This window comes from Shewanella sp. WE21, from assembly GCF_002966515.1.
In the GTDB taxonomy this organism is placed as follows: Bacteria; Pseudomonadota; Gammaproteobacteria; order Enterobacterales; family Shewanellaceae; genus Shewanella; species Shewanella oncorhynchi.
Map to the genome: position 1 here is coordinate 2,021,667 of NZ_CP023019.1, position 21,635 is coordinate 2,043,301.

Genomic DNA, 21,635 nt, shown 5'->3' on the forward strand with positions numbered 1-21,635 from the left:
CTTATTCCTTAGCTCCAGTGCTGGCGTGATCATCTGTTGTCGTGGCTTTTGTGCTGGTCGCATTAAGCGGTTCCACCGAGCTGGCATTTAAATAAAAACTGCGGCGCACATCTTTGTTTAAACACTCGCCGTCGAGATTGTTGACTGAGCCCGAGCGGACGAGATCGGCAATCAGGTTATTGGCGCAGGATTGATAGGCAACACCGTGGGTCGCATAAGGAGCGACAAAGTGCTTGGCATTGGTGAGTTTTTCCATCGCTAACTCGCCCCAACTCGGTGGTGTCGCGGGGTCGATTTCGCCGGATAACAACAAGGTCGGAATGTTACTGTTAATGGGCTCGCTAAAGCTGTTATCGACTGCAGGGACTTTCCATATTGAACAAGTCGCCTCTAAGCCTTCGAGCATGGTTCTGCCCATAAAGGATTTTTTGGCCTGCTCGCGCATGGTTGGGGTAATGCGGTGCATATCTTCGCCACAGACCACAGATGCGTGCATGCCCATCGCCATGCCGGCATTGTCTAGGGTGAGGGCATAGAGGCCGAGTATAGGTTGGAAGTTGTTTTTCGATGCTTGATGAATCGCATGGGGCAAGAGGGCGCGCACATTGGCTTGATACAGTGCCATGCGGATCGAACCAGAGAATTTACCGCGCGTCATGGTCAACATGGTTTTTTCGCCCGTGACGGGATCGTAAACGTTTTCCATCACAGGGCCAGTGGCGAGCTTAGCGTCGACTCGCTCAAAGTCTGCCTTTAACTGGGGAAATTGGCTGTTACAGGCGGCGGTTGCTTGGCAATCCTTAAATAATAAGTCGAAGCCACGATCAATCGCCGAGCCAATTTCTAATACGCTTTGCTGCATGGGCACTATGCCGTCTAAGGTCACTGTGGCTAAGTGCTCTGGATATAAACGCATGTAAAGTTGCGCCATGCGAGTGCCGTAGGAGATGCCGTAAATATGCAGTTTTTTATAGCCTAAGTGCGCTCGCACGGCTTCGAAGTCTTTAATCGCATTGAGGCTGCCGTATTGAGTCACGTCGGCATCAATTTTGGATAAGCATTTTTGCGTTTCGGCTAAGGTATCGACATTATCGTCATCGAAGGACAGTGGAGATTGAGCTCCTTCATCGCAGGCCAGCACATTCGAACGGCCTGTGCCCCTTTGATCGATCAGTAAAATATCCCGCTGTTGGCGAACTTTGCTCAGCATGGCATCGAAACCTGCCGCGTTCTCTATGGCCGATTGTCCTGGGCCGCCTGCAATCGCCAGCAAGGCTTCTTCATGGTTGGCATTTTTCACCGCAGGCAAAACAACGTAATGCACTTGGATCTGTTTGCCATCGGGTTTGTTAGGGTTTTCTGGCACAGTCACAAAACCGCAGTTTAGGCGATCGGATACGCCTTCCACATAACAAGTTTCGGTGTCATTCGCCATGTTCCTAGCTATATCAGCCGTCGCTTGTGTCTCTTGGCTTTTCACATCACTCGCCCACGTCGCCGTACTTGCCATTGCCAGTATGAGTGCGCTCATTCTCAAAGTATGCGTGCGCCATGTGGCACTAGTCGCACCATGCCGTGGCTGAGTTGGCACAAGGCGTTGAACTGTGTTGCTTAACTTCCTGTGTGTCATGCTATGTATCATGCGCGCTTTCCTTTTTGCATTTCAGGACGAGTTGTAAATTTAGATACAAAATATCGGTATATTAATGTGTTAACAAGGTGTGAGCGGGCAGTGCTGGGCGTTTTTCATGTCAACCTAAGTTGTTGTGAACCTATTTACAAGCACTGAAACGAACAAGTTGTGTTTTTTGGGGATAAGAAAAACTCTGGCAAGGCGATGTCATTAGCAGATAAAAGCCTATTTACAGCGTGATTTGGGCGACATTTGCACAACATTAGAGCAAAAACTCTTAGTTTTTATTTGGCCTTCAGGTAGAATGCTGCAAAAGCGGTACACTTGTAAGCTAAAAAGGTGAGTCTCTTATGTCTCTCGATCAATATCATGTTATTCGACTACTACAGCGGCAGAGCGAGTCTTTAAAAGACGCAGTAGCGCTGGAAGGTTTTGAAATGGCCGCTCCTTGGTATCAGGTGAGTTGGCAAGCCTTCGACCAAATCAGCAGTAAAATTGCACAAGTGTTGATCGAACTTGGCGTACAAGTGCAAGACCGTTGCGTTATTCTGGCGCAAAACTGCCCGCAGTGGACTTGTGCCGATGTCGGCACTCTCAAAACTCGCGCCGTTGTGGTGCCAATTTATCCCACCAGTACCGTCGAACAGGCGAGCTTTATCGTAAACGACGCCACCGCTAAAGTGATTTTTGTTGACGATGCTAAGCAATACGCCATGGCGTGTGAGTTGCAAGCCTTATGCCCAAGCCTAGAGCATGTGATTGTATTCGATGCCAGCGTGACACTTGCTGCCGATAAGGCCAATCAGCATTGGCATCTAGATACCCTACTGGCGGGTGACACTCAGTTAAACATTGAGCAAGAAGCCGAGCTTAATCAGCGTTTACACGCTGCAAATCTCGATGATTTACTGACCTTAATTTATACCTCCGGCACGACGGGCGATCCTAAGGGCGTGATGCTGGATTACCGTAATATGGCGTCTACCATACGCCAGCACGATCAAAAACTGGCCTTCCATTCTGGCGATGTGTCTTTGGCATTTTTGCCATTGAGCCATGTATTTGAGCGCAGTTGGAGTTTCTACGTCTTGTGCCGTGGCGGCCATAACGTCTATCTGCAAAATACCCAAAGAGTGAAAGAGGCGATTAGCGCCGTGCGTCCACATACCTTGTGTGTGGTGCCGCGTTTCCTCGAAAAAGTGTATAGCGCCGTACAAGATAAAGTCGCCAAATCTGCCGACGGTCGTAAGAAGTTGTTTGCTTGGGCGATGCGCGTTGGCCAACGTCAGTTCGAAGTCGGCCAAGGTCGTGCTAAGGGCGGATTGTGGTTGTCGCTGCAATGGCGTTTGGCGCACAAGCTGGTGTATAGCAAGCTGCAAGCCGTGCTTGGTGGCCGTTTGAAGTTTATGCCTTGCGGTGGCGCAGCCTTAGATGTGAATGTCGGTAGTTTCTTCCATGCGATTAATATTCCAGTACTTTGTGGGTACGGTATGACAGAAACTAACGCGACTGTGACCTGCAATACCTTAGGTAATCGAGTGCCGGGTTCCAATGGACAACCTTTGCTGGAAACCGAAATTAAGCTAGGTAAGGACGATGAGATTTTAGTCCGCGGCGCCACTGTGATGCGCGGCTATTACAATCGTCCTGAAGATACCGCCGCTGCGTTTGAAGATGGTTGGTTAAAAACCGGTGATGCAGGGCGTTTCGATGCGAACGGCAATTTATTTATTACCGATCGTATTAAAGAATTGATGAAGACCTCCAACGGTAAATATATCGCGCCGCAAAGGGTTGAGGGCGCCGTGGGCTGTTGTCCTTTTATCGAGCAAGTGGCGATTATTGCCGATGCGCGTAACTATGTGACCGCTTTGATTGTGCCTGCGTTTGAGTCACTGGAAGCGTGGGCGAAGGACAAAGGGCTGAAGTATGAGTCACCTTTAGAATTGCTGCGCCATAGTCATGTGGTTGAGCATTTTGAGCAACGCTTAAAGCAGTTACAGCATGAGTTGGCCGGTTTTGAACAGATTAAAAAGTTCACTCTGTTGCCTGAAGCATTTTCGATGGAAGCGGGTTTAATCACCCCAACGCTCAAGCTGCGCCGCAAGATGATTTACCATAAATACGCCCATGAAATAAATGCTATGTACAACAATTAATTGTTAAGTTGTTGTTGCTAAAGGCCGCAGAAGCGGCCTTTTTTTTATCTACTACTTCCTGAAGTGCTTTTCTTCGCTTAAAATTCGCCCCGTTTACTGGTGCGCATGAGGCGCGAGGCGTCGGGATAAAAGGTGTAGTTAAATGGAACTTTCGATTCGTAGTTTATTCGCTGCAGTGAGTGCGGTGTTGTTATCTTCTTTAACTGTCATTCCTGCAGCTGACGCTGAGGATTACGACAAAATCGTCCATGGCCCAGTGGACTTGCCTAACGGGCAATGGCTCAATTTTTATCAAAAAGATCATAAAGTGTGGGGCGAAATGCTCTATGGCGATGCGCCCGGCGTGCGTCTTGATGATTATGGTTCTGCTGAAGTGGTTGCGGTTTTTTACCTCGATTTTGATAAAGGTGGCACCAAAGAAGTGGTTGTCATGCTTAAAGATGCCGATGGTCAGCATTTACGGGGCTATGGTTTTGAAGGGGATGATCTCACAAAACTCCCCCGTCTACAGGTTGTGCTCGATGAAGTGGCACCAACCTTAACCTCGTTTACCGTGGGTAGCGTTCGTAAAGTACTAAGCCAAATTCCGCCGCAACAATACCGTATGACCTATGATGTTGACGCGATTGAAGATCCCGCCATTAAAGCGATTGTCGATGGTTCTACTAAGCTCAAGCCGACCTTAGTGGGTTATCGTAATTCCGAAGGTTCACCCGTCGATGTGAAGACCGCCGTCGAGTATAAATTACGTTATCCACTCACTCGCAAAGATAAAGATGCCCAAGGGATTGAGCATCAATATAGCCTTGTGACCACCTTTGATCGCAGTGGTTACAGCGAAGAAGACGGCAGTTTTGTATTGGTGAGCGTGGCCTTTGAGGCCGATGACTTTGATTGGCTTAAAAGTGGTGGTGCCGTGATCCCTAAAACTGGCCCATCCTACGATTTTATGAGTATGAGCATGGCGAGTACTTGGGCAGGGCTTGCCAGTGAAAGTCATTATGCCCAAGGCGTGCTTGATGGCCCGTATGCGGCCTACGATGGTCGCAATGGTAGCGTGGTTTACTCTGGTAACTACAAACAGGGCAAAAAAGTTGGTAAGTGGATGGAGACAGAGAACCAAGCCATTTATTGGGAAGGCGAATATCTTGACGGTAAAAAGCAAGGTAAATGGATTGCACAGTCGATGTTCGATGAGGCCGATAACTTTGGTTTTGCCCATTACAATCAGGATGTGCTCGACGGCCCCTACGAAGTCTATGAGCCCGATTATGACTCCAGTGCAGAAGGCGATAAGCGATTAGTGGCAAAAGGTATTTATCTTAATGGCGTAAAAGATGGCGAGTGGCTTGAGGCTGATGGCAGCAAAGGCCAATATCAAAAGGGTGTGAAGCAAGGCGCTTGGGTCGATAAAGTGACGAGCGGACATTTCCGTGATCAAGTAGGTGAAGGCGCCTATCTTGCAGGAAAACGCACTGGCCTTTGGGCATTTAAAGCCGAAGATGGGACTCGTACCGAAGTGAACTATGTCAATGGCTTACGTCAAGGAGAGTCTAAATCATTCGACAAAAATAATCTGATGTTTAATACCCGTCATTATGAGCAGGGTCGCCTTAATGGTCAGAGTATTTGGTATTCAAGTCCGAATGTCGTGGTGGATATCGCTAACTACCGCCAAGGAGAGTTGGATGGTCAGCAAATGCGCTTTAATCCCCAGAACGGTGAGCTGACTGAACTAACGAGTTATAAATTCAATGAAGCGGTGACGCTTAAGCCTTCGCACGATGAATGTATTATGCGTGAGAATCCCTACTCAGATGATTGTGAAGGGGTGATTAATGGTAAAAATGAAGAAATTTCATCGATAAAACACGGTGAGCAGCGCGAATATCATAGCAGCGGCTCCTTGTATAAATTGGCTTATTACACCAATGGCGCTGTAGATAAAGAATATCAGTTTGATTCCAATGGCCGTTTATTAAATTTAAAAACGTACAAAGCGGGTAAGGAATACGGCCCAAGTATCAGTTATTCCACTGATGGTGGTTACTCACTCTCCCGATATGGTCACCAAGTGAATAACCGTGTCTCTGGCCCCCATTACAGTTTCTATCCTAATGGCCAATTAAGAAGCCTGTGGAACTACTGCCAGCAAGAAGGCGAAACCTGGAACGGTGAACCTTATTTCTGGGATAACGCCATTGCGCGCTGCGGTATACAGCGCGAGTACTTTGATAATGGTGCCGTGAGTTGTATTGAAGACCTCGATAGCAATTATGCCGTGGATAAAGTGTGTTACGACATGAATGGCAAGATAGCGAATGAAATGCTGCGTATCGATGAACAGCATGTGGTACACAAGCGCTACATTAACGGTGTCATCTATTCCGAAGAGCCGGGTTTTGCCGATTACTCACATATCACTAAGGGCCGTAAGATTTATCACTTAGAGAACCCAAAAACTCATGGGGTGTATAAGTCTTATAAAAATGGCAAGTTAGAATACGAGAAAATGTATGATATGGGTAAGGCTGGATGCCTTAAAAAGTACGATGCTAACGGCAAGCAAACCCCAGAAACGGCGAGTTGTCAGTTTTAAAATGCTAGGTTTGGGCTAGTGGCTAGAACCTGTTTGGCTTAGGATAATGGATGAGTTTGGTGGTTTGGCTCAATTGCGATAATCACCATGCTCTTCCATTCATAAAATAATAAAAAGGAAGTTTGCATGTCAGCCACAGAATACAGTCTCGAAATCCAGCCAAGATTTACAGAAACCGATGGCTTAGGGCATATCAACAACACTGTAATCCCCGTATGGTGCGAAGCGGCGCGCACACCAATCTTTGAGATTTTTAATCCTGAGTTGGATTTACATCAGTGGAATCTTATCGTGGCGGGGTTTACCGTGGCATTTATCGCGCCGACTTACTATGGCAAGAGTGTCACAGTAAAAACCTATGTCAGCCGTATCGGTAATAGTAGCTTCGAGCTGACCCAAACCTGTTGGCAAGCGGGCAACAAGACCGCCGAAGTAAAAACTACACTCGTACATTACGATTACAGCAGTGAAAAAAGCCGCCCGATTCCTGAAGATATCCGCGAAATGCTCGCTAATCTGAATGGTGAAAGTGCTTAGTCTGCTTACTCTTTCGGTCAGCGTAATTGCAATTGCGCTGCTGAAGGGTTAATTTGTCGGCCCGCTAACCGTGATGCAGATCACTTGTCTGTATCGCTTAATTTTTATCGGTTCGGATTAACCATGAGATTCTATTTTACCCGTATGCGATCGAAGGACATTTGTCCACCAAGACAGCCACTTAAAAAGATTGTGTGGTCATGGATTGGGGCTTTCTGTGGCATTTACTTGGTCGCGAGTCTCGCAAATTATATGAGTGAAAACCTCGTCGACACTATGTTTGTCATTGGCTCGTTCGGCGCGTCGGCTGTGCTAGTGTACGGTGCACCGCTGGCGGAGTTTTCTCAGCCGCGTAACTTGATTGGTGGCAGTGTGTTATCGGCCTTAATTGGGGTCGCAGTGTACCAAGTGTGTGGCGATTATGTGGTGCTGGCCAGCGCCTTAGCGGTATCCCTGTCTATCGCATTCATGTACCTGACTCGGACTCTTCATCCTCCGGGTGGCGCAACGGCATTGATTGCCGTGATTGGCGGTGAAAACGTGCATCAACTCGGCTTTCTTTACGCGTTAATGCCAGTGTTCCTCGGCTCAGTATTACTCTTACTGGTCGCGCTGGTGGTCAATAACCTCTCCACCGATCCCAAGCGCCATTACCCTGTTTATTGGATTTAGCGAAAGTTAACATTATCCCAAGTAGATGAGCGCAACTGTTATTGCGCTCATCTATTTATGTTTATATTTCAGATTAAATACCGCTAGTTATAGCTATATTTCTAAATGCTATAATTCTTGTACCATCAGAATAATCTAACTTGAAATTTAACTTTTTTATCATGACTGGATTTGATTCTGTAGGATATTTGAAAAATAGCTTTAGTGATGTAGCTGATTTTTTTGTCAAAGGAATACTTCTTGATGATCTAATAAACTCATTTGCTATATGTACTCTTTCTAGCTCAGCTCTAGTGTTTTCTTGATCATAAATTCTAGTGTTATTAACTCCGCCAATTTCTAGATCTTCGTCTGAAACATTTCTTACAAACAGACTACATATCACTTGAGAGCCAGATCTTGAACAATAATCTAGCTCTATTTCTAATCCAGCTTCTACTTGTACCATGCTATAGCTAATACGTTCTTCTTTTTCAAGAAAGTAACTGCTTAGCGACGATGATGGAGCATAAAATTCTCTTAGGCTTAAGGACAAAGCTCCCAACATCAAAAAAACAAATGTGTAATATCCATATTTTCTCCATGTTTTTCGATCTTTTACTTTGGAAACAAGTCTGTTGACGATAAAAAGAATTGAAAATGCTGATATGAGAGCTAAAAATGCAAAGATAGCTTGATAGAGTAATAATCCATCAACGTTAAGTTGAAATAGCTGTCTTAAGAAGTCTGAGCCTCTAAATGTCGGCACTAAAACAGCCAGTAAGGTAAGTATAAAACTAAGCAGTGTATTTGAGTCTGACATGTATTCTCTGAAATTATTTTTTTCAGTATTTTCCTTTAGCGCCTTACTATCCATTTTTTATAAATATCCTATAACTCTGCTTATATGTGATGACTATTTTAATATTAATGAAGTATCCATTCAAAGATGTTTCTATATCAGTTTTGCTAGCTTTTCAAAAATTTCTGTACATACCAGCAGCTGGCTTGGATAGTAAAGTCTTGGCCTTTAGCCCACTTTAAGCCGTGGCGCACTAAGCGTTCGGCAAGGCCTTTACCGCGCAGTTCGTTGGGGACAAAGGTGCGGCTGAAATCGATATCCTTGCCTGATAATCGGTATTCCAATACGGCTTCATAGCCGTCGACAGGGATAATAAAACGCTGTTTATCCTGTCGATGTTCAATGGCTATCTCGATATTTTCGTTATCTGACATACATGCTTCCCTCAAGGTATGGCCTAAAGTGTGCTGGCAATTCGTTATCGATTTGAATAGCTTAAGCGACTTCGTGCTGTTTGAGAATCGCTAGCAGTTCTGCCGGTAACTCGGCTTTTTTACCCGTTTTAAAGTTAAACATCACCGCGACTGAAGTGCCTAAGGTGGTTACTGCCTGCTGCTGTTTACTAAAAGCCTGATAATGCATGGTAAATCTATCGCTGTGAATATCGCTAATGCTGACACTTACCAATAAAGTATCGGGGAAAGTCACTGGGCGTTTATAGCGAGCCTGATTTTCGCTGATTACGGGGCCAATGCCGGATTTATACAGAGTATCTAGCGGGAAGAGGCGATTGAAAAAGTCGATACGTGCCGTTTCAAAATAGCGGAAATACACCACATTATTAACATGTTGTAGGGCATCCATTTCACCCCATGCAACGGGGATTTGGGTAACGATAGGGTGCTGTGCGAGAAACTTTTCCATTGCCTGTTCTTGTACACCTTCTTGCAACTGTTGTTTAAATCCCATGATAAAAATCCCAAGTTAAAACGCTCGTTTAAGCGGCCAGACTAGCAGCATAAGATTGCTGCGACAAGTCTTGGTCTAAGCTGATACTGTGGCTGATAATGGCAAGCAATGCAGATATGAGTAATGTCTTTAAAGGGTTAGGTTGAGCTATGTATATTGGACAAGCGGCAAAGCAAACAGGGCTGTCGATAAAAGCGATTCGCTTGTATGAGGAGTGGGGGCTCATCGACACTCCCGCACGTCAGGGGCGTTATCGTATTTATAGTGCGGCGGATATTAGGCTGTTGTTGCTGATCAAAGAGGCCAAAGCCCTCGGTATTAAGCTTGTCCAACTAAAAGATTTACTCGAACAAGGCGATAAGCATGCTCAGTTAGCCACAGTGCAGGCTTTTTTGTTGGGTATTAAAGCGGATTTTTTACGCCAGATAAGTGAGTTAGAACATAAAGTCACTCAGTTAGATGCCTGTATTGATGGGCTCACCTCCTGTGAGTCGCAGCTGTTACCTTAGGTCTTGACTCTCCCCTTAGGGGCAGAGTTTATGCTATTTGCCACATTGACTGTTATGGCGTTTCATCGTGGCAAAAAAGATTTTAGTGATCTGTGGTAATCCTAAGGCGCAGAGTTTTTGTGAGCATCTGGCTCAAACCTATGTCCAAGCGGCGGCAGATAAACACTCAGTGAGAATCGTCAAACTAGCTGAGCTGAATTTTGACCCGAATCTGACCTATGGTTATCGTCAACCTCAGCCACTCGAAGCCGATTTGCTAGCGTTTCAAGCGAATATCCAGTGGGCGGAGCATGTGGTGATTATCACACCGATTTGGTGGGGCGGTATTCCTGCTAAGTTTAAAGGCTTAATCGATAGGACATTTTTATCTGGATTTGCATTTCAATATGAGAAAGGTAAATTGATACCCGCTAAGTTGCTGCGCCATAAAACCTCGCGAATTATCATGACTATGGACACGCCGCCTTGGTATTACAAGTGGTTTCAAGGCGCTCCCGCGCTGAAACAGCTTGATACCGCCACCTTAGTTTTTAGTGGTTTTAAGCGGGCTAAGTCCAATATGTTGGGGCCAGTGATGAGTGCTAAGGAGCCGCAATTGCAACAATGGCGAGCGTTGGTGCAGCGGCTGGGGAATTTAGGTTTATAGAATCTAGCGAAACAAGGAGTGGGGTGTGATTAAACAAGTGGGCAATACTCTTATTCAGCCAAAACACAGAGCGTCCTGCCATTGTGGTGCCGTGGTATTGGAGTTGTCATTGCCTAATGGCATCGAAAATCCACGCCGTTGCGATTGCTCTATCTGTCGCCGTAAGGGCGCAATGGTTGGCTCTGTGCCGCTGGCGGGGATTAAGATCCTCAAGGGTGAGGATGCGCTGAAACTCTATGAATTCAATACCAAAACTGCCAAACACTACTTCTGCTCTATCTGCGGTATTTACACCCATCACCAGCGACGTTCCAATCCCCATGAGTATGGTTACAACATTGGTTGCCTCGAAGGGGTTAACCCATTCGATCTCGAAAATGTGCCCACGAATGATGGCGTTAACCATCCTGCGGATCGTTAGATTATGAATATAGGTCAGTTTGCTGTACTCACAGGACTGTCGGCGCATACGCTCAGATATTACGAGAAAATTGGCCTACTGCAGTCAGTCGTGCGAAATGGCAGCGGGCATCGTGATTATGCTGCGAAAGAAGCGGAATGGATTGGGTTTATCAATCGCTTAAAAGAAACGGGCATGCCGTTAAAGCAGATATTGACCTATGCCGAGCTGCGTGTCCAAGGCGATGCAACCGCTGGCCAGCGACAGCAGTTGCTCGAGCAACATGCAACACAATTGGCTGAGCGTATTCGCCAAGAGCAGGAGCATTTGGCTGCTCTTAAGCAAAAAATTCACTATTACCAAACTCATTTTTAGTGGCTAAGCTCAGTCGCTAACATTTGTGGTTAAATGCTAAAAAGCTAATATTATTTACTTTTCTATTTGCTTGCTTGTGCCTCTAGTCGGCGAGTTAAACAGAGGGTTAGTTTTACTGATCCGCATTGCCTGTGTCATCCATCAATGAACCATTGACTTAGAGTTAACTCTAAGGTTTAGGCTGCTTGCTGTGATTTAATCCAACAGGAGCTAAAAATGAGTAATCAAAGATATGTGCAGGGCCTCGCTAAACTGACTGAAATCGACGGTGAGGCGGGGGAGAAAGTCATCCGCAGTCTTGCCGATATTTGCCCTGACTTAGGCAAGTACATTATTGAATATCCTTTTGGGGATATTTATCAGCGTGAAGGGCTCGACCTTAAGACGCGGGAGCTAGCGACAGTTGCCGCACTCACGGCGCTAGGGCATTGCCAGCCACAGTTAAACGTACATATTAATGGCGCATTGAATGTGGGTTGTACGCCGCAGGAAATTGTTGAGGTGATATTGCAAATGTCTGTTTATGCTGGCTTTCCTGCTGCACTTAATGGCATGTTTGTCGCTAAAACCGTATTTTCTGAGCGGGAGTTAAGCGTCGTTTAGTTAGTCCTGAGTCAGGTTTATCGATTTGCAAAAGTGACCATAAGGCCGCTTTGATTTCCTCTCTCAAGTTCATTTTAGTTGGATTTAAACGGGCGATGGGGTGTTGCAGAGCTTTCATTCGACTCTAAACAGAACGTTCGACTTTGGCTAGAGATAGCCAAAGTTACCAATGTACCGAGATTGAGTGGCACAGTTGCCATCACTGTGCTTTGCACATTACAGTGGCAAATGTTGCCCGTCTTACTATTTCAATGGAATGTAAAAGAATAATGAATTTAATCGGTTACATTGGTTCGGCTCGCCAATACTTGCGAAAACTCAGCTTACCATCACTGAGTGACATCCGTTTAGGTGTGGGCAAGTTCTGGCGCTGTCTTATCCTAGGGGTTGCTAAGTTATCCTTTGCGCAAAAGCTGTATCTTATTGCTTTGATATTGGCTTTTAGTAGCGAGTTAATGGGGTTGGTCGCTGTGATTGCCGTAATCGCTATGGCCATCGAGTTTTGGCCTGTGTTCGAGCGGGTTTGGCACAGTTTGGCGGGCAAAGCTGTGTTGTTGCTGTTTTATGCGATGATTGCCAACTTTGCTTTGGGCTGGTCTGGCGCGATAGTCAACGAAGTGGTTGGGGTCTCAGCAAGCGATCTCAATTACACCCATAACTTAGCGATTTTACTCTATATGCCCGCTTGGTTTTTGATGGTAAGCGCGATCGTGCTGCTGGCATTACAGTTGATTATTCCTATCTATTTAATATTGATCTTTTTGCTTAAACCTTTAGGTGTCAAATCGTTACGGCTTACCTCGCATACTTCATTCCGTAAAACGACTTTTTTGATCCGTATCGTGCTAGCGACTGTGGTTTTGTATCACTTGAGCCTGTTAATTGATTTAGAGACGCGCATTGAAACCTCGTTTGGCAACTTTATTACCTCTCCCCAAGAAGCCGCTAAGCATGCGCCTCGCGAGCCTAAATCGGGACGGTTGCCGGATGCGACCGATGTGCTGACGGTACCGATTGTAGAGCTAACTCAGACTGCTCTTGACTCTGAAAGCGATAAATCGAGCAAGGCTGAGAATAGTAATGATGACGACGAGCTGGAAGAGGAAGATCGCAAAAAGGCCTACGCCTCGGTGCGAACTCAATATCAGTACTTAGTGCGGCAATGGCTAGCTACGTTCGCATTTTCACTTGAAGCCAATGGCCGCTCGCGTTGTAAAAAGCCTGCCGAGTCGAATGTGATTGAATTAAATGATTACGAGATTTTGTTGATCACACCCGATAAGAATGCGGATTATGGTTATCGTTTTGAGGTGGAAAAATGTATCTCGGCTGCGTTTCCGCTGGCGGTGAAGGGTAATTGAGTCAATTAATAAAAAAGCGACCACAAGGTCGCTTTCGTTTTATAGGCTAAATCAGCTTGAGCTGACTGAGTCGGCTATCGTGTTATTCAACAACCATCACGTTATTCAATAATCGCATTATTCAATCAGCAGCTCATCGAAGCTGCTGATTTTGCGGAACTCGCCAGTGCGTTGCTTGCTGTCGCGAACCATTTGGCAGGTCATCATACCCGCAGCGTCAGCAGCCTTTAATTCTTCAATAACATCAGACACAAACAGCACTTGTTTGGGGCTTAAGCTGATGGTGTTGAGGATATTGCAGTAAGCCTGCTTATCTAATTTGTTGCCCGTACGGGTGTCGAAATGGCCGTTAAACATTTCAGTTAAATCGCCGCCGTCACTGTGGCCGAACAACAGTTTTTGCGCGTCGACTGAGCCGGATGAAAAGCTGTAAATACGTAGGTTTTGTGCGCTAAAACGTTTCACCGCTTCAATAAAGTCCGGGAAGATATGGCCCTTAAATTCGCCATGGGCATAGCCTTGTTTCCAAATTAACCCTTGTAAGGTTTTAAGTGGCGTGGCTTTACGGTCTTCGTTGACCCACTGTTGCAGGATCTCAGTTACACGCGCTAAGTCAGCCTCAGGCTCTAGGGCGATATCTTTAGTGTCACAAATACAGTTTTCAACCAATACATTGTGTTGGTTCTGTTCTAAAAAGTCTGGCAAGGCTTTGACAGAATAGGGGAATAGTACATCTTGGATAAAGTTTAGGTCTGTCGTGGTGCCTGCTGTGTCTACGACTATGGCTCTGATACCCATAATGTTTTGATACTCCACAATATGTTGGCTAAAAAATGCAACTCCGATCCTAAGCGTTATTGGTGAAATTGGCTAGTCTATTTCACCCAAACACATGGGCAAATTGTGGGTGATATCACTAAGCGATAAGATTGAAATTTGATTAATCTAGTAATTTTAAAAGCTTATCCACTGATTATCCGAGAAAACACTAACTTGATACTGGATTTCATCTCGTTTATTGCGCACAAGTTTGTGGTAGACATAAGACTATGGTCTTAATAGCTAAGGGAAATTTAGGCTGCTATTGTAGTTAAAGTCTCTTTACTCCTTTATACCTTGCATGCTGTGGTTTTCGGGAGATGAGACAGCATATTTCACCTGCGAATAGAGAGACCTTACATGAAATATCTACCCGCACTTGGCTTTGGTATCCTATTAGCCTTATTGAGTTTTATCAGCTTCTCATTGGTTGCCAGCGCGGGTTATATGTTGGACATGTTGAGTGTGGTGCCTCACATCTCGCATAACAGTGTGGAGTATCTTTTGTTGGCGGCTCATGATGCGAGTTTGCTGATATTGCTTGCAGGTTTAGTGCTTTATGCTTACCACAGGATCTTTCCTAAACTTCCCTTCGATTGGTTTACCGCTGTGCTTATCCAAATGCCGCTTGGCTTGGCGGTACTGGTGTTAGATGGTTTTACTTTAAACCTGTTTTCATTCAAAGGTTTTGCTCTAACGTTGACCACTTTAGCCGCTTCATTTGGGGTGTTAAGCCTTTTTTGGTTGCTCCAACGCAGAGCTAAGCGCTTCGAGGCGAGGTTGAGTAAATAAAGCAGAATTTACAGAACATAGCGTAGGCGCAGTGCCGTTTGTTCAACAGGGGATAACGCGAGCCACTGTTCTCGGATTTCCACGGCTTCCTGCGGATAGTCGGTAATGAGTACATCGGCTCCCAGCGCCAACATGCGCAGCATTTGCCGTGGATTATTTACAGTCCATACATGCACTTGCTTACCTCCTTTGTGTGCCCGGGCGATAAATTTTTCGTTAGTAATCGATTGATTGACCGCTAAGAATTGTGTATTCGCCTTAATGGGATCGCCAATGGATTGAGTGACGATAAGGCCAGTGTGAATGGAAGGGTCGAGTCGTTGAACTTCTTCAATGGCTCTTGCTTCGAGCGACGTAATCACCACTTGTTGTGTCATTTTCTCTTGTTGCAATAAGGCGACAACGGCCTGCGCCAAGCTGGGATCGGCTTGATTATATTTAAGCTCAATGTTCAAACCGATTTTGTTGCGTGCCTCATTAAGCATCTCTAGTAGTGTCGGTACGGATTCCCCTGCAAAGGTGGCACTGTGCCAACTCCCCGCATCAAGTTGTTGCATTTCACTCGCACTGAGGTTGGCAACTCGTCTTGGATCGCCCGCTATGCGCATCAAATCAGCATCGTGCAATACCATTAAGGTGCCATCGGATGCCGTTTGCACATCGATTTCGGCATAATCCGCCTTTTCTGCAATCGCTAAACGCAAAGCCGCAAGGGTATTTTCTGGTGCCCTAGCTGCGCCAGCACGGTGGGCAGTAATCAGGATGTCATCCCTTTGTGGTTCACTATTGAGGGCATATACCCCTAATCCCAACATGATTAAAAAAGTGCCGATCAACACCCCGCTTATTGTATAAAGCGACAGTTCAGACGTTCTTTTTACCGTTTGTCGCCCAAGGCGTTCTAACCCTGCGGGTTTTTCTCCCAGCTGACGGTATAACAGCAAGATGATAAAGGCTTCGCCAAACATTCCGAGTAAGGACCATGCCGCGCTGAGCATAAAAATCAGTGCAGAGACGAGGGCCAATATGGCTAATTCTGTCGAAAGTGTCAGCGTAACCCTATCGAGTAAGCTATCGGCACCCCAGGAGATCAGCAGCATTAAGGGATACACCAAAGCACCTATCCTCAACCACCAACCCGCAGCGTGCCACATAATCGGGCGTTCATTGCCTGCGCTTAATTGCCAACTGCGTTTGAGTGCCGTCAAAGCATCGGTCGTTTCACTCACAATAATCGTCAGTGAAAAGGCCGCTTTGGCCCACAGATATAAGGCAACAAGGACATAGATTATCGCTAAGAACGCCATACTCGTTAAGGCGAGATACCAGTCTATAGGCTTGAAATACAAGTAGTAATTGATGTCGTGCCCCTGTAGAAACACGCTGAAAATCAGATATCCTAACCCGATAAAAGGTACGCTGAGCAGCAATAAGCAAGCCGCATAAATGCTACCAAGGCGAATAAATACGGGTAAGCGCGCAGTCGCGAAAATCAGCGCCCGCACTGGGCCAATGGGAATATCGTATAAGCCAGATGCTGCGAGAATCGTGACTCCAGCACGTTGGGTAAAAAACACGGTAAAGCTACTGAATAGAGTAATGACCATAAATAGCAAGCCATAGGGAGACATGGCAAAGGCGATTAAGTCGTAATTGGTGATGGTGACATTGCCCGTTTTGGCTATCAGATGGCGCAGTAGCCAGCCAAAAGACGGGACGATAATACCCGCCGACACTAAAGCGAATAACAGTTCAAATTCAATGAGTTTTCTACCGCAGCGACGAATGGCTTTAAGCGTGTCATGCCAGTAACTGTGTTCAGGATTGAGCATGCCGCTTCCTTATTCGTGCGAGTTGAGGACTGTAATTTAGCAGCGTTTCAGGTTGACGGTTAGTCATTCGTGCAATGTTTTGAGCTGGTGAGTTGGTTGTTATTATCTATAAAACAATAAATACACTGATTATTTCAAGTTTCCGAGCTGCGCCTATGTCGGGTCGTTTGTCATTGAGCTTTCCTCAAAGTGTAATAATAGATAGCTCGTTAAGTTGGTTCACTCGATTTAGTATCGTCGCCAATTTTATTGGTATCGCAATCTTTCTCTATTTTAAACATTGGGTTGGGTATATTCGGCTGTGAGTGTGCTAATAGTGATACCTTCTATCCTATTCTTATTTTGATATTTAACATGTTTTAGTGAGTCGACTTTATAAATAAATTACTTATCCCAGAAGTGCACGATTCGCAGATTAAGCCTGTCTATGTTTTGTTGCTTATTCAATGTTTTTATTTTTTGCGGATAAAAATCAAAGTCATGTGGCATCAAATTACTGGTTTATATAGGTAAGACCTGCGTATACATGTTTGCCTCGTTAAAATCCGTGAATCACATTTACCTCGTCTGGTTTACATACTAAAATTTCACGCAATTTACCCGTGTCAAAGGGATTGCGTTGGTAACAGTCGTTCTTTTATGTAGTTCTACATGATAAGAATTTGCTTATAAATAAAAGAGTAGTAATAAATTGTCTTATAAAAAATTTAATGCATTTTTGAACGCAAACATGCGGACCTTTGAAATGGTTGGTGTTCTAATGCGCATATTTAGTTTCTCACTTGTCAGTTGGCTTGGCCCTGAAAGTCCTTTTATGTTTGTATGGATTTTCAACACGATAGATGCTGTTTTGCTAACATGGTGTGCCGCTTTACGCAAAGATGCCGCTTACACGTTACTCAATGGTTTTTGGATTTTGATTGGTATTGTAGGGATCGCAAGAGCTGGCGGATTGATTCACTAAGTTTTCTGGTTCATGTCAGTGAATCACTCTACCCCAGACTGATTCATCACATCGCCAAAAAATGCCCTTAAGCCCTGTTATCGGGTATTGGAGGGCATTTTTTTTACCCTAAAATGAATTACATACTTAAGAACTGATTCAAGCCAGCTTGATGACGCCACATTATCAACATAACGAGTTTGTGATGGCGGCGCAGTTTCTTGAAACGCAAATTGCATAAGGCTAATGGTTAAATTAGATCGTCAATATGCGCGGGAGTTGATGAGATTAAGCACTGGCATGTAAGTCACCGTTCGTGGACAGGGATCACGGTCGAGCCCTCAAGGATCAGTTTATGGCGCGTCACGGAAAGCCAGTGCTTAATCATTTTCTGATTATTTGCACATTGCCGCACATTCAGTACAGGGTTGCTTAGTTGACACAATCAACTAATCTCGATATTGTTGATACAGTCAACTATATCGAGAGCCTTCTATGTCGTCATTGTCACTCAGTGAAACTTTACACAGATTAGTGCATGCCTACAAAAAGCAATTGCGTAGCGATATTGCTGCACAAGAGATTGATTTACCTGTCACTCATATCCGAGCCTTGAAGGGCGTGTGTCGCAATCCTGAATCGACAGCCCAGTCTATCGCCCTGCGTATGCAGCGGGATAAAGCACAAATTACCCGTGTTCTTAATGAGCTACAGCAGAGCGGGTTGATCACTAAAATCGATAACCCTAAGGATGGCCGCAGCCAGTTACTGCGACCCACGGCTGAGGGGGAAAAGATCATGACTCAGATCAATGCCTCAGAACGTAAAACCGTGGCGCGCATGACGCAGGCGCTCAGTTCAGACGAAGTTGATACTTTTATTAAACTTGCTAATCGGATCAGTAAAAGTGTGGATGATGCCGCTGCCGCCAAAAGTGAAACTGATTGCCTTACTCAAAAAAGACCATCTAGTAAGCCAAAAGATACGGCTGTAAAAGGAGCCATTGAGTTGCGCTTAACGGCAGAAAACGCAATAGGAGAAAATCATAATGAATAAACCTGCACCACGTGAGCTAGAAGTGATCCGCTCGACTTATATCACCCCGCATATGCTACGTATCACCTTAGGCGGTGCGGGATTGGCTGGATTTCCTGCCGATCAAGAGAGTGCCTATATCAAGTTGTTATTCCCACAAGCGGGTGAGTGTCCATTAATGCGAACTTACACTATCCGTCAGCAACGCAATGATGAAATCGATGTGGATTTTGTACTGCACGATACCGACGGCCCCGCATCGAGTTGGGCGAAAACGGTGCAGGTGGGCGATATTATTCAAATCGGCGGACCCGGGCTTAAAAAACTGATCAACTTTGAGGCGGATTGGTTTTTACTCGCAGGTGATATGACAGCCTTGCCCGCCATTAGCGTGAATCTGGCAAAATTGCCAAACAATGCAGTGGGTTACGCTGTGATAGAAGTGCTGAGTGAAGCTGATATTCAACCTCTGGTGCATCCTGAACATGTCGAGCTGCATTGGGTGATCAATCCTGAAGCCGATCCCGAAGGTCGCCCTTTGGTTGAGCGAATTGCCCAATTACCTTGGCTTGCTGGCGAGCCAGCCGTATGGATTGCCTGTGAATTTAATAGCATGCGCGCGTTGAGAAGGCATTTTAAGCAAGCGCATTCATTGCCTAAGAGCCATTTTTATACCTCGAGCTATTGGAAAATCGGTTGTAACGAAGGTGAGCATAAGCTGGTAAAACAAGAAGATGAACAGTTAGAAAATGGGGCCAGTGTTTAAATTCAGATAAGGTCGCCAAGTTTGATTTAGCGACCTTATTTTATTTGCTACTTATGCCACATTTGCGGCAAGTACGCGCATTCTATTGATGCACTAACTTGCCATTCTTTACCACATCTTTGCAGGGATTGACGCCGTAGCTGTAGGCCAACTGCGCAGGCGTGGCGATATCCCACAGACAAAAATCGGCTTGTTTGCCAACGACTAAACTGCCAACAGTGTCTTCAATTCCTAGTGCTTTGGCGGCATTTAAGGTGAGTCCTGTTAGGGCTTCTTCTGGCGTTAAACGGAACAAGGTGCAGCCCATATTCAGCATCAACAGGGTTGAGCAAATGGGGGATGAACCTGGGTTGAAATCGCTGGCGAGCACCATAGGTACGCCGTATTGGCGCAATAAATCGATAGGTGGTTTTTGGGTTTCCCGCAAAAAGTAAAACGCGCCTGGCAGTAGTACGGCGCAGGTGCCGCTTTCACTTAAGGCTTTTACGCCTGCCTCATCTAAATATTCGATATGATCTACAGACTTAGCACCAAGACGTGCGGCCAGTGCGCTGCCACCCATATTAGTTAACTGCTCGGCGTGGAGTTTAATCTCTAAGCCCGCCGCTTTGGCTGCGCTGAGCACCCGTTCAGTTTGCTCAAGGTTAAAGGCGATATTCTCGCAGAACACATCCACTGCATCGGCAAGATTTTCGGCGATCACTGCGGGTAGCATCTTATTGATAATTAAGTCGACATAGCCGTCGCTATTGTCTTTATACTCAGGCGGAATTGCATGGGCGCCAAGGAATGTGGTCTTCACATCTACGTGGTGATGTTTGCCGAGCTCGCGGGCGACACGCAGGATTTTCAATTCAGTTTCAGTATCTAAGCCGTAACCCGATTTGATCTCAACCGTAGTCACCCCTTCTTTGGCGAGCGCGTTTAAGCGCTGGCGGCCGAGTTCAAATAATTCTGCTTCATCCGCTTCGCGGCAGGCTTTAACGGTTGAAATAATGCCGCCACCTGCACGAGCAATTTCTTCGTAACTCGCGCCCTGTAGGCGTAACTCAAATTCATTGGCGCGATTACCGGCAAAGATTAAGTGGGTGTGGGCGTCAATTAATCCTGGGGTGATCCAGCCGCCTTTGCCCCTGTAAACGGGAATTGACAACACATCGAAGGCGGGCAGTTCGCTGCGGGGGCCAAGCCAAGCAATTTTGCCATCTTTTACTGCGATGGCCGCGTTGGTGATCGCACCATAAGGTGCTGATACGGAAGGGTCCATTGTGGCTAAGTTAACGTCTATCCAAACCTGATCCCAAGACATGTATTCCCCTCGCTGTGCTGGCAGATGTTAACCAAGTGATTAACGGTTTATTAAATTTATGTGATCTGGCTTGTATTTACTTGTATATACAAGCTAGGATTGTAGCCGCAATTTTGAACGTTTGAAAGAGTGAATAGCACCTAGATTCTAGCGCTTTATATTGAGGAAATGTTTTGGCTACACCTAAGTTTGCAGAAATTAAGCAATACATTATCTCCTCTATCGAGTCGGGTGAGTGGGAAGAGCATGCTCGCGTGCCTTCTGAGAATCAGCTTGCCGATTTGTTTACCTGCAGCCGAATGACGGCGCGACGTGCGCTAACCGAGCTGACGGATAGCGGTGTGCTTGAGCGTTCTCAAGGGTTAGGTACCTTTGTCGCAGGGTGTAAATCCCAGTCGTCTATGTTGGCGATCCGCAATATTGCCGATGAGATAAAAGACCGCGGCCACGGCTATAGCGTGCAGCAATGGGTGTTAGAGCAAGTCGCGGCGAGTACGAGTATCGCAATTTCCCTTGGACTTGAGCACGGTGCGACAGTATTCCATTCGATCTTAGTGCATTGCGAGCAGGGCTTACCGTTGCAAGTCGAAGAGCGTTATGTGAATCCCGAGTTGGCGCCTGATTATTTATTGCAGGATTTTACCCAGCAGACACCCCACGAATATTTGTCCCAAGTGGCACCGCTGACCGAGGCGCATCACACGATTGAAGCGATTATCGCCAGTGAAGAATTACAGCAAAGGCTCGAAATCCCCGCCACTGAGCCCTGTCTACAGATTTTACGCCGCACTTGGTCACGCCAAGGCGTCGTGAGTTTCGCAAAATTAGTTCACCCAGGTAGCCGCTTTAAACTCGGTGGCCACTTAACCTTTAGCAAGTAACGCCAGTGGCGTGA

At 45.9% G+C, this 21,635-nt stretch carries 22 protein-coding genes; 15 read left to right on the forward strand and 7 right to left on the reverse strand.

From position 1 onward, the window contains the following. Position 1 precedes the first annotated feature (1 nt). On the reverse strand, positions 2-1,642 hold the full coding sequence (locus CKQ84_RS08605; protein ID WP_105250923.1) for an alpha/beta hydrolase: 1,641 nt from the start codon (positions 1,640-1,642) through the stop codon (positions 2-4). 341 nt (positions 1,643-1,983) lie between these two features. Here CKQ84_RS08605 and CKQ84_RS08610 point away from each other — a divergent pair, with 341 nt between their 5' ends. From CKQ84_RS08610 to CKQ84_RS08625, 4 genes are all read left to right on the forward strand, one after another. Beyond that, positions 1,984-3,792, forward strand: coding sequence for a long-chain fatty acid--CoA ligase (locus CKQ84_RS08610; protein ID WP_105250924.1), 1,809 nt, complete (start codon positions 1,984-1,986; stop codon positions 3,790-3,792). 142 nt (positions 3,793-3,934) lie between these two features. After that, positions 3,935-6,391, forward strand: coding sequence for a toxin-antitoxin system YwqK family antitoxin (locus CKQ84_RS08615; RefSeq protein WP_105250925.1), 2,457 nt, complete (start codon positions 3,935-3,937; stop codon positions 6,389-6,391). A 126-nt stretch (positions 6,392-6,517) separates the two neighbouring features. Beyond that, on the forward strand, positions 6,518-6,928 hold the full coding sequence (locus CKQ84_RS08620; RefSeq protein WP_105250926.1) for a thioesterase family protein: 411 nt from the start codon (positions 6,518-6,520) through the stop codon (positions 6,926-6,928). A gap of 123 nt (positions 6,929-7,051) precedes the next feature. Then, positions 7,052-7,600 carry an HPP family protein gene (locus CKQ84_RS08625; RefSeq protein WP_105250927.1) on the forward strand — a complete coding sequence of 183 codons (549 nt, stop codon included), beginning with the start codon at positions 7,052-7,054 and terminating at the stop codon, positions 7,598-7,600. Between the two features lie 73 nt (positions 7,601-7,673). Here CKQ84_RS08625 and CKQ84_RS08630 read toward each other — a convergent pair whose 3' ends face one another. The 3 genes from CKQ84_RS08630 to CKQ84_RS08640 all read right to left on the reverse strand — a co-directional run bounded on the left by CKQ84_RS08630 (position 7,674) and on the right by CKQ84_RS08640 (position 9,305). Further along, on the reverse strand, positions 7,674-8,456 hold the full coding sequence (locus CKQ84_RS08630; RefSeq protein ID WP_105250928.1) for a hypothetical protein: 783 nt from the start codon (positions 8,454-8,456) through the stop codon (positions 7,674-7,676). A gap of 92 nt (positions 8,457-8,548) precedes the next feature. Then, positions 8,549-8,815 carry a GNAT family N-acetyltransferase gene (locus CKQ84_RS08635; protein WP_105250929.1) on the reverse strand — a complete coding sequence of 89 codons (267 nt, stop codon included), beginning with the start codon at positions 8,813-8,815 and terminating at the stop codon, positions 8,549-8,551. A gap of 61 nt (positions 8,816-8,876) precedes the next feature. Further along, a complete protein-coding gene (locus CKQ84_RS08640; RefSeq protein ID WP_105253036.1) occupies positions 8,877-9,305 on the reverse strand; it encodes a thioesterase family protein in 429 nt (142 codons plus the stop codon). A gap of 194 nt (positions 9,306-9,499) precedes the next feature. Between CKQ84_RS08640 and CKQ84_RS08645 the strand changes: the two genes are divergently transcribed. The 6 genes from CKQ84_RS08645 to CKQ84_RS08670 all read left to right on the forward strand — a co-directional run bounded on the left by CKQ84_RS08645 (position 9,500) and on the right by CKQ84_RS08670 (position 13,244). Further along, positions 9,500-9,859 carry a MerR family transcriptional regulator gene (locus CKQ84_RS08645; protein WP_105250930.1) on the forward strand — a complete coding sequence of 120 codons (360 nt, stop codon included), beginning with the start codon at positions 9,500-9,502 and terminating at the stop codon, positions 9,857-9,859. A gap of 67 nt (positions 9,860-9,926) precedes the next feature. After that, positions 9,927-10,505 carry an NAD(P)H-dependent oxidoreductase gene (locus CKQ84_RS08650; protein WP_105250931.1) on the forward strand — a complete coding sequence of 193 codons (579 nt, stop codon included), beginning with the start codon at positions 9,927-9,929 and terminating at the stop codon, positions 10,503-10,505. A gap of 25 nt (positions 10,506-10,530) precedes the next feature. Beyond that, complete coding sequence (locus tag CKQ84_RS08655) at positions 10,531-10,926, forward strand: GFA family protein (protein ID WP_105250932.1); 396 nt, start codon at positions 10,531-10,533, stop codon at positions 10,924-10,926. A 3-nt stretch (positions 10,927-10,929) separates the two neighbouring features. Beyond that, the gene (locus tag CKQ84_RS08660; protein WP_105250933.1) at positions 10,930-11,280 is read left to right on the forward strand and encodes a MerR family transcriptional regulator; all 351 of its coding nucleotides are present in this window, start codon (positions 10,930-10,932) and stop codon (positions 11,278-11,280) included. Between the two features lie 216 nt (positions 11,281-11,496). Further along, entirely contained in the window at positions 11,497-11,883 is a 387-nt protein-coding gene (locus CKQ84_RS08665; protein ID WP_105250934.1) for a carboxymuconolactone decarboxylase family protein, read from the forward strand. A gap of 269 nt (positions 11,884-12,152) precedes the next feature. Then, positions 12,153-13,244 (forward strand): hypothetical protein, encoded by a 1,092-nt coding sequence (locus tag CKQ84_RS08670; protein ID WP_105250935.1) that lies wholly within the window; start codon positions 12,153-12,155, stop codon positions 13,242-13,244. 117 nt (positions 13,245-13,361) lie between these two features. Here the strand turns inward: CKQ84_RS08670 and mtnC are convergent, their stop codons facing one another. After that, positions 13,362-14,042, reverse strand: coding sequence for an acireductone synthase (mtnC, locus tag CKQ84_RS08675; RefSeq protein ID WP_105253037.1), 681 nt, complete (start codon positions 14,040-14,042; stop codon positions 13,362-13,364). Positions 14,043-14,423: 381 nt separating this feature from the next. Between mtnC and CKQ84_RS08680 the strand changes: the two genes are divergently transcribed. Next, positions 14,424-14,855, forward strand: a complete 432-nt coding sequence (locus CKQ84_RS08680; RefSeq protein ID WP_105250936.1) for a hypothetical protein — start codon at positions 14,424-14,426, stop codon at positions 14,853-14,855. An 8-nt stretch (positions 14,856-14,863) separates the two neighbouring features. Here the strand turns inward: CKQ84_RS08680 and CKQ84_RS08685 are convergent, their stop codons facing one another. Next, a complete protein-coding gene (locus tag CKQ84_RS08685) occupies positions 14,864-16,687 on the reverse strand; it encodes a glycerophosphodiester phosphodiesterase (RefSeq protein WP_105250937.1) in 1,824 nt (607 codons plus the stop codon). Between the two features lie 691 nt (positions 16,688-17,378). Between CKQ84_RS08685 and CKQ84_RS08690 the strand changes: the two genes are divergently transcribed. From CKQ84_RS08690 to CKQ84_RS08700, 3 genes are all read left to right on the forward strand, one after another. Next, positions 17,379-17,651: a hypothetical protein gene (locus CKQ84_RS08690; RefSeq protein WP_014610083.1), complete on the forward strand. Its 273-nt coding sequence runs from the start codon at positions 17,379-17,381 to the stop codon at positions 17,649-17,651. 474 nt (positions 17,652-18,125) lie between these two features. Then, entirely contained in the window at positions 18,126-18,686 is a 561-nt protein-coding gene (locus CKQ84_RS08695) for a MarR family winged helix-turn-helix transcriptional regulator (RefSeq protein WP_105250938.1), read from the forward strand. Further along, entirely contained in the window at positions 18,679-19,431 is a 753-nt protein-coding gene (locus CKQ84_RS08700; protein ID WP_105250939.1) for a siderophore-interacting protein, read from the forward strand. The genes CKQ84_RS08695 and CKQ84_RS08700 overlap by 8 nt, the downstream gene beginning before the upstream one ends. A gap of 82 nt (positions 19,432-19,513) precedes the next feature. On the opposite strand, the gene hutI is transcribed toward CKQ84_RS08700, so the two are convergent. Next, positions 19,514-20,740, reverse strand: a complete 1,227-nt coding sequence (gene hutI / locus CKQ84_RS08705) for an imidazolonepropionase (RefSeq protein WP_105250940.1) — start codon at positions 20,738-20,740, stop codon at positions 19,514-19,516. Between the two features lie 173 nt (positions 20,741-20,913). Between hutI and hutC the strand changes: the two genes are divergently transcribed. Beyond that, entirely contained in the window at positions 20,914-21,621 is a 708-nt protein-coding gene (gene hutC, locus CKQ84_RS08710; RefSeq protein WP_105250941.1) for a histidine utilization repressor, read from the forward strand. Positions 21,622-21,635: the final 14 nt, after the last annotated feature.

Bases quoted from the DNA above. Each gene is read 5' to 3' on its own strand.
- CKQ84_RS08605 (WP_105250923.1), bottom strand. From the start codon at position 1,642: ATGATACATAGCATGACACACAGGAAGTTAAGCAACACAGTTCAACGC.
- CKQ84_RS08610 (WP_105250924.1), top strand. From the start codon at position 1,984: ATGTCTCTCGATCAATATCATGTTATTCGACTACTACAGCGGCAGAGC.
- CKQ84_RS08615 (WP_105250925.1), top strand. From the start codon at position 3,935: ATGGAACTTTCGATTCGTAGTTTATTCGCTGCAGTGAGTGCGGTGTTG.
- CKQ84_RS08620 (WP_105250926.1), top strand. From the start codon at position 6,518: ATGTCAGCCACAGAATACAGTCTCGAAATCCAGCCAAGATTTACAGAA.
- CKQ84_RS08625 (WP_105250927.1), top strand. From the start codon at position 7,052: ATGAGATTCTATTTTACCCGTATGCGATCGAAGGACATTTGTCCACCA.
- CKQ84_RS08630 (WP_105250928.1), bottom strand. From the start codon at position 8,456: ATGGATAGTAAGGCGCTAAAGGAAAATACTGAAAAAAATAATTTCAGA.
- CKQ84_RS08635 (WP_105250929.1), bottom strand. From the start codon at position 8,815: ATGTCAGATAACGAAAATATCGAGATAGCCATTGAACATCGACAGGAT.
- CKQ84_RS08640 (WP_105253036.1), bottom strand. From the start codon at position 9,305: ATGGAAAAGTTTCTCGCACAGCACCCTATCGTTACCCAAATCCCCGTT.
- CKQ84_RS08645 (WP_105250930.1), top strand. From the start codon at position 9,500: ATGTATATTGGACAAGCGGCAAAGCAAACAGGGCTGTCGATAAAAGCG.
- CKQ84_RS08660 (WP_105250933.1), top strand. From the start codon at position 10,930: ATGAATATAGGTCAGTTTGCTGTACTCACAGGACTGTCGGCGCATACG.
- CKQ84_RS08665 (WP_105250934.1), top strand. From the start codon at position 11,497: ATGAGTAATCAAAGATATGTGCAGGGCCTCGCTAAACTGACTGAAATC.
- CKQ84_RS08670 (WP_105250935.1), top strand. From the start codon at position 12,153: ATGAATTTAATCGGTTACATTGGTTCGGCTCGCCAATACTTGCGAAAA.
- mtnC (WP_105253037.1), bottom strand. From the start codon at position 14,042: ATGGGTATCAGAGCCATAGTCGTAGACACAGCAGGCACCACGACAGAC.
- CKQ84_RS08680 (WP_105250936.1), top strand. From the start codon at position 14,424: ATGAAATATCTACCCGCACTTGGCTTTGGTATCCTATTAGCCTTATTG.
- CKQ84_RS08685 (WP_105250937.1), bottom strand. From the start codon at position 16,687: ATGCTCAATCCTGAACACAGTTACTGGCATGACACGCTTAAAGCCATT.
- CKQ84_RS08695 (WP_105250938.1), top strand. From the start codon at position 18,126: ATGTCGTCATTGTCACTCAGTGAAACTTTACACAGATTAGTGCATGCC.
- CKQ84_RS08700 (WP_105250939.1), top strand. From the start codon at position 18,679: ATGAATAAACCTGCACCACGTGAGCTAGAAGTGATCCGCTCGACTTAT.
- hutI (WP_105250940.1), bottom strand. From the start codon at position 20,740: ATGTCTTGGGATCAGGTTTGGATAGACGTTAACTTAGCCACAATGGAC.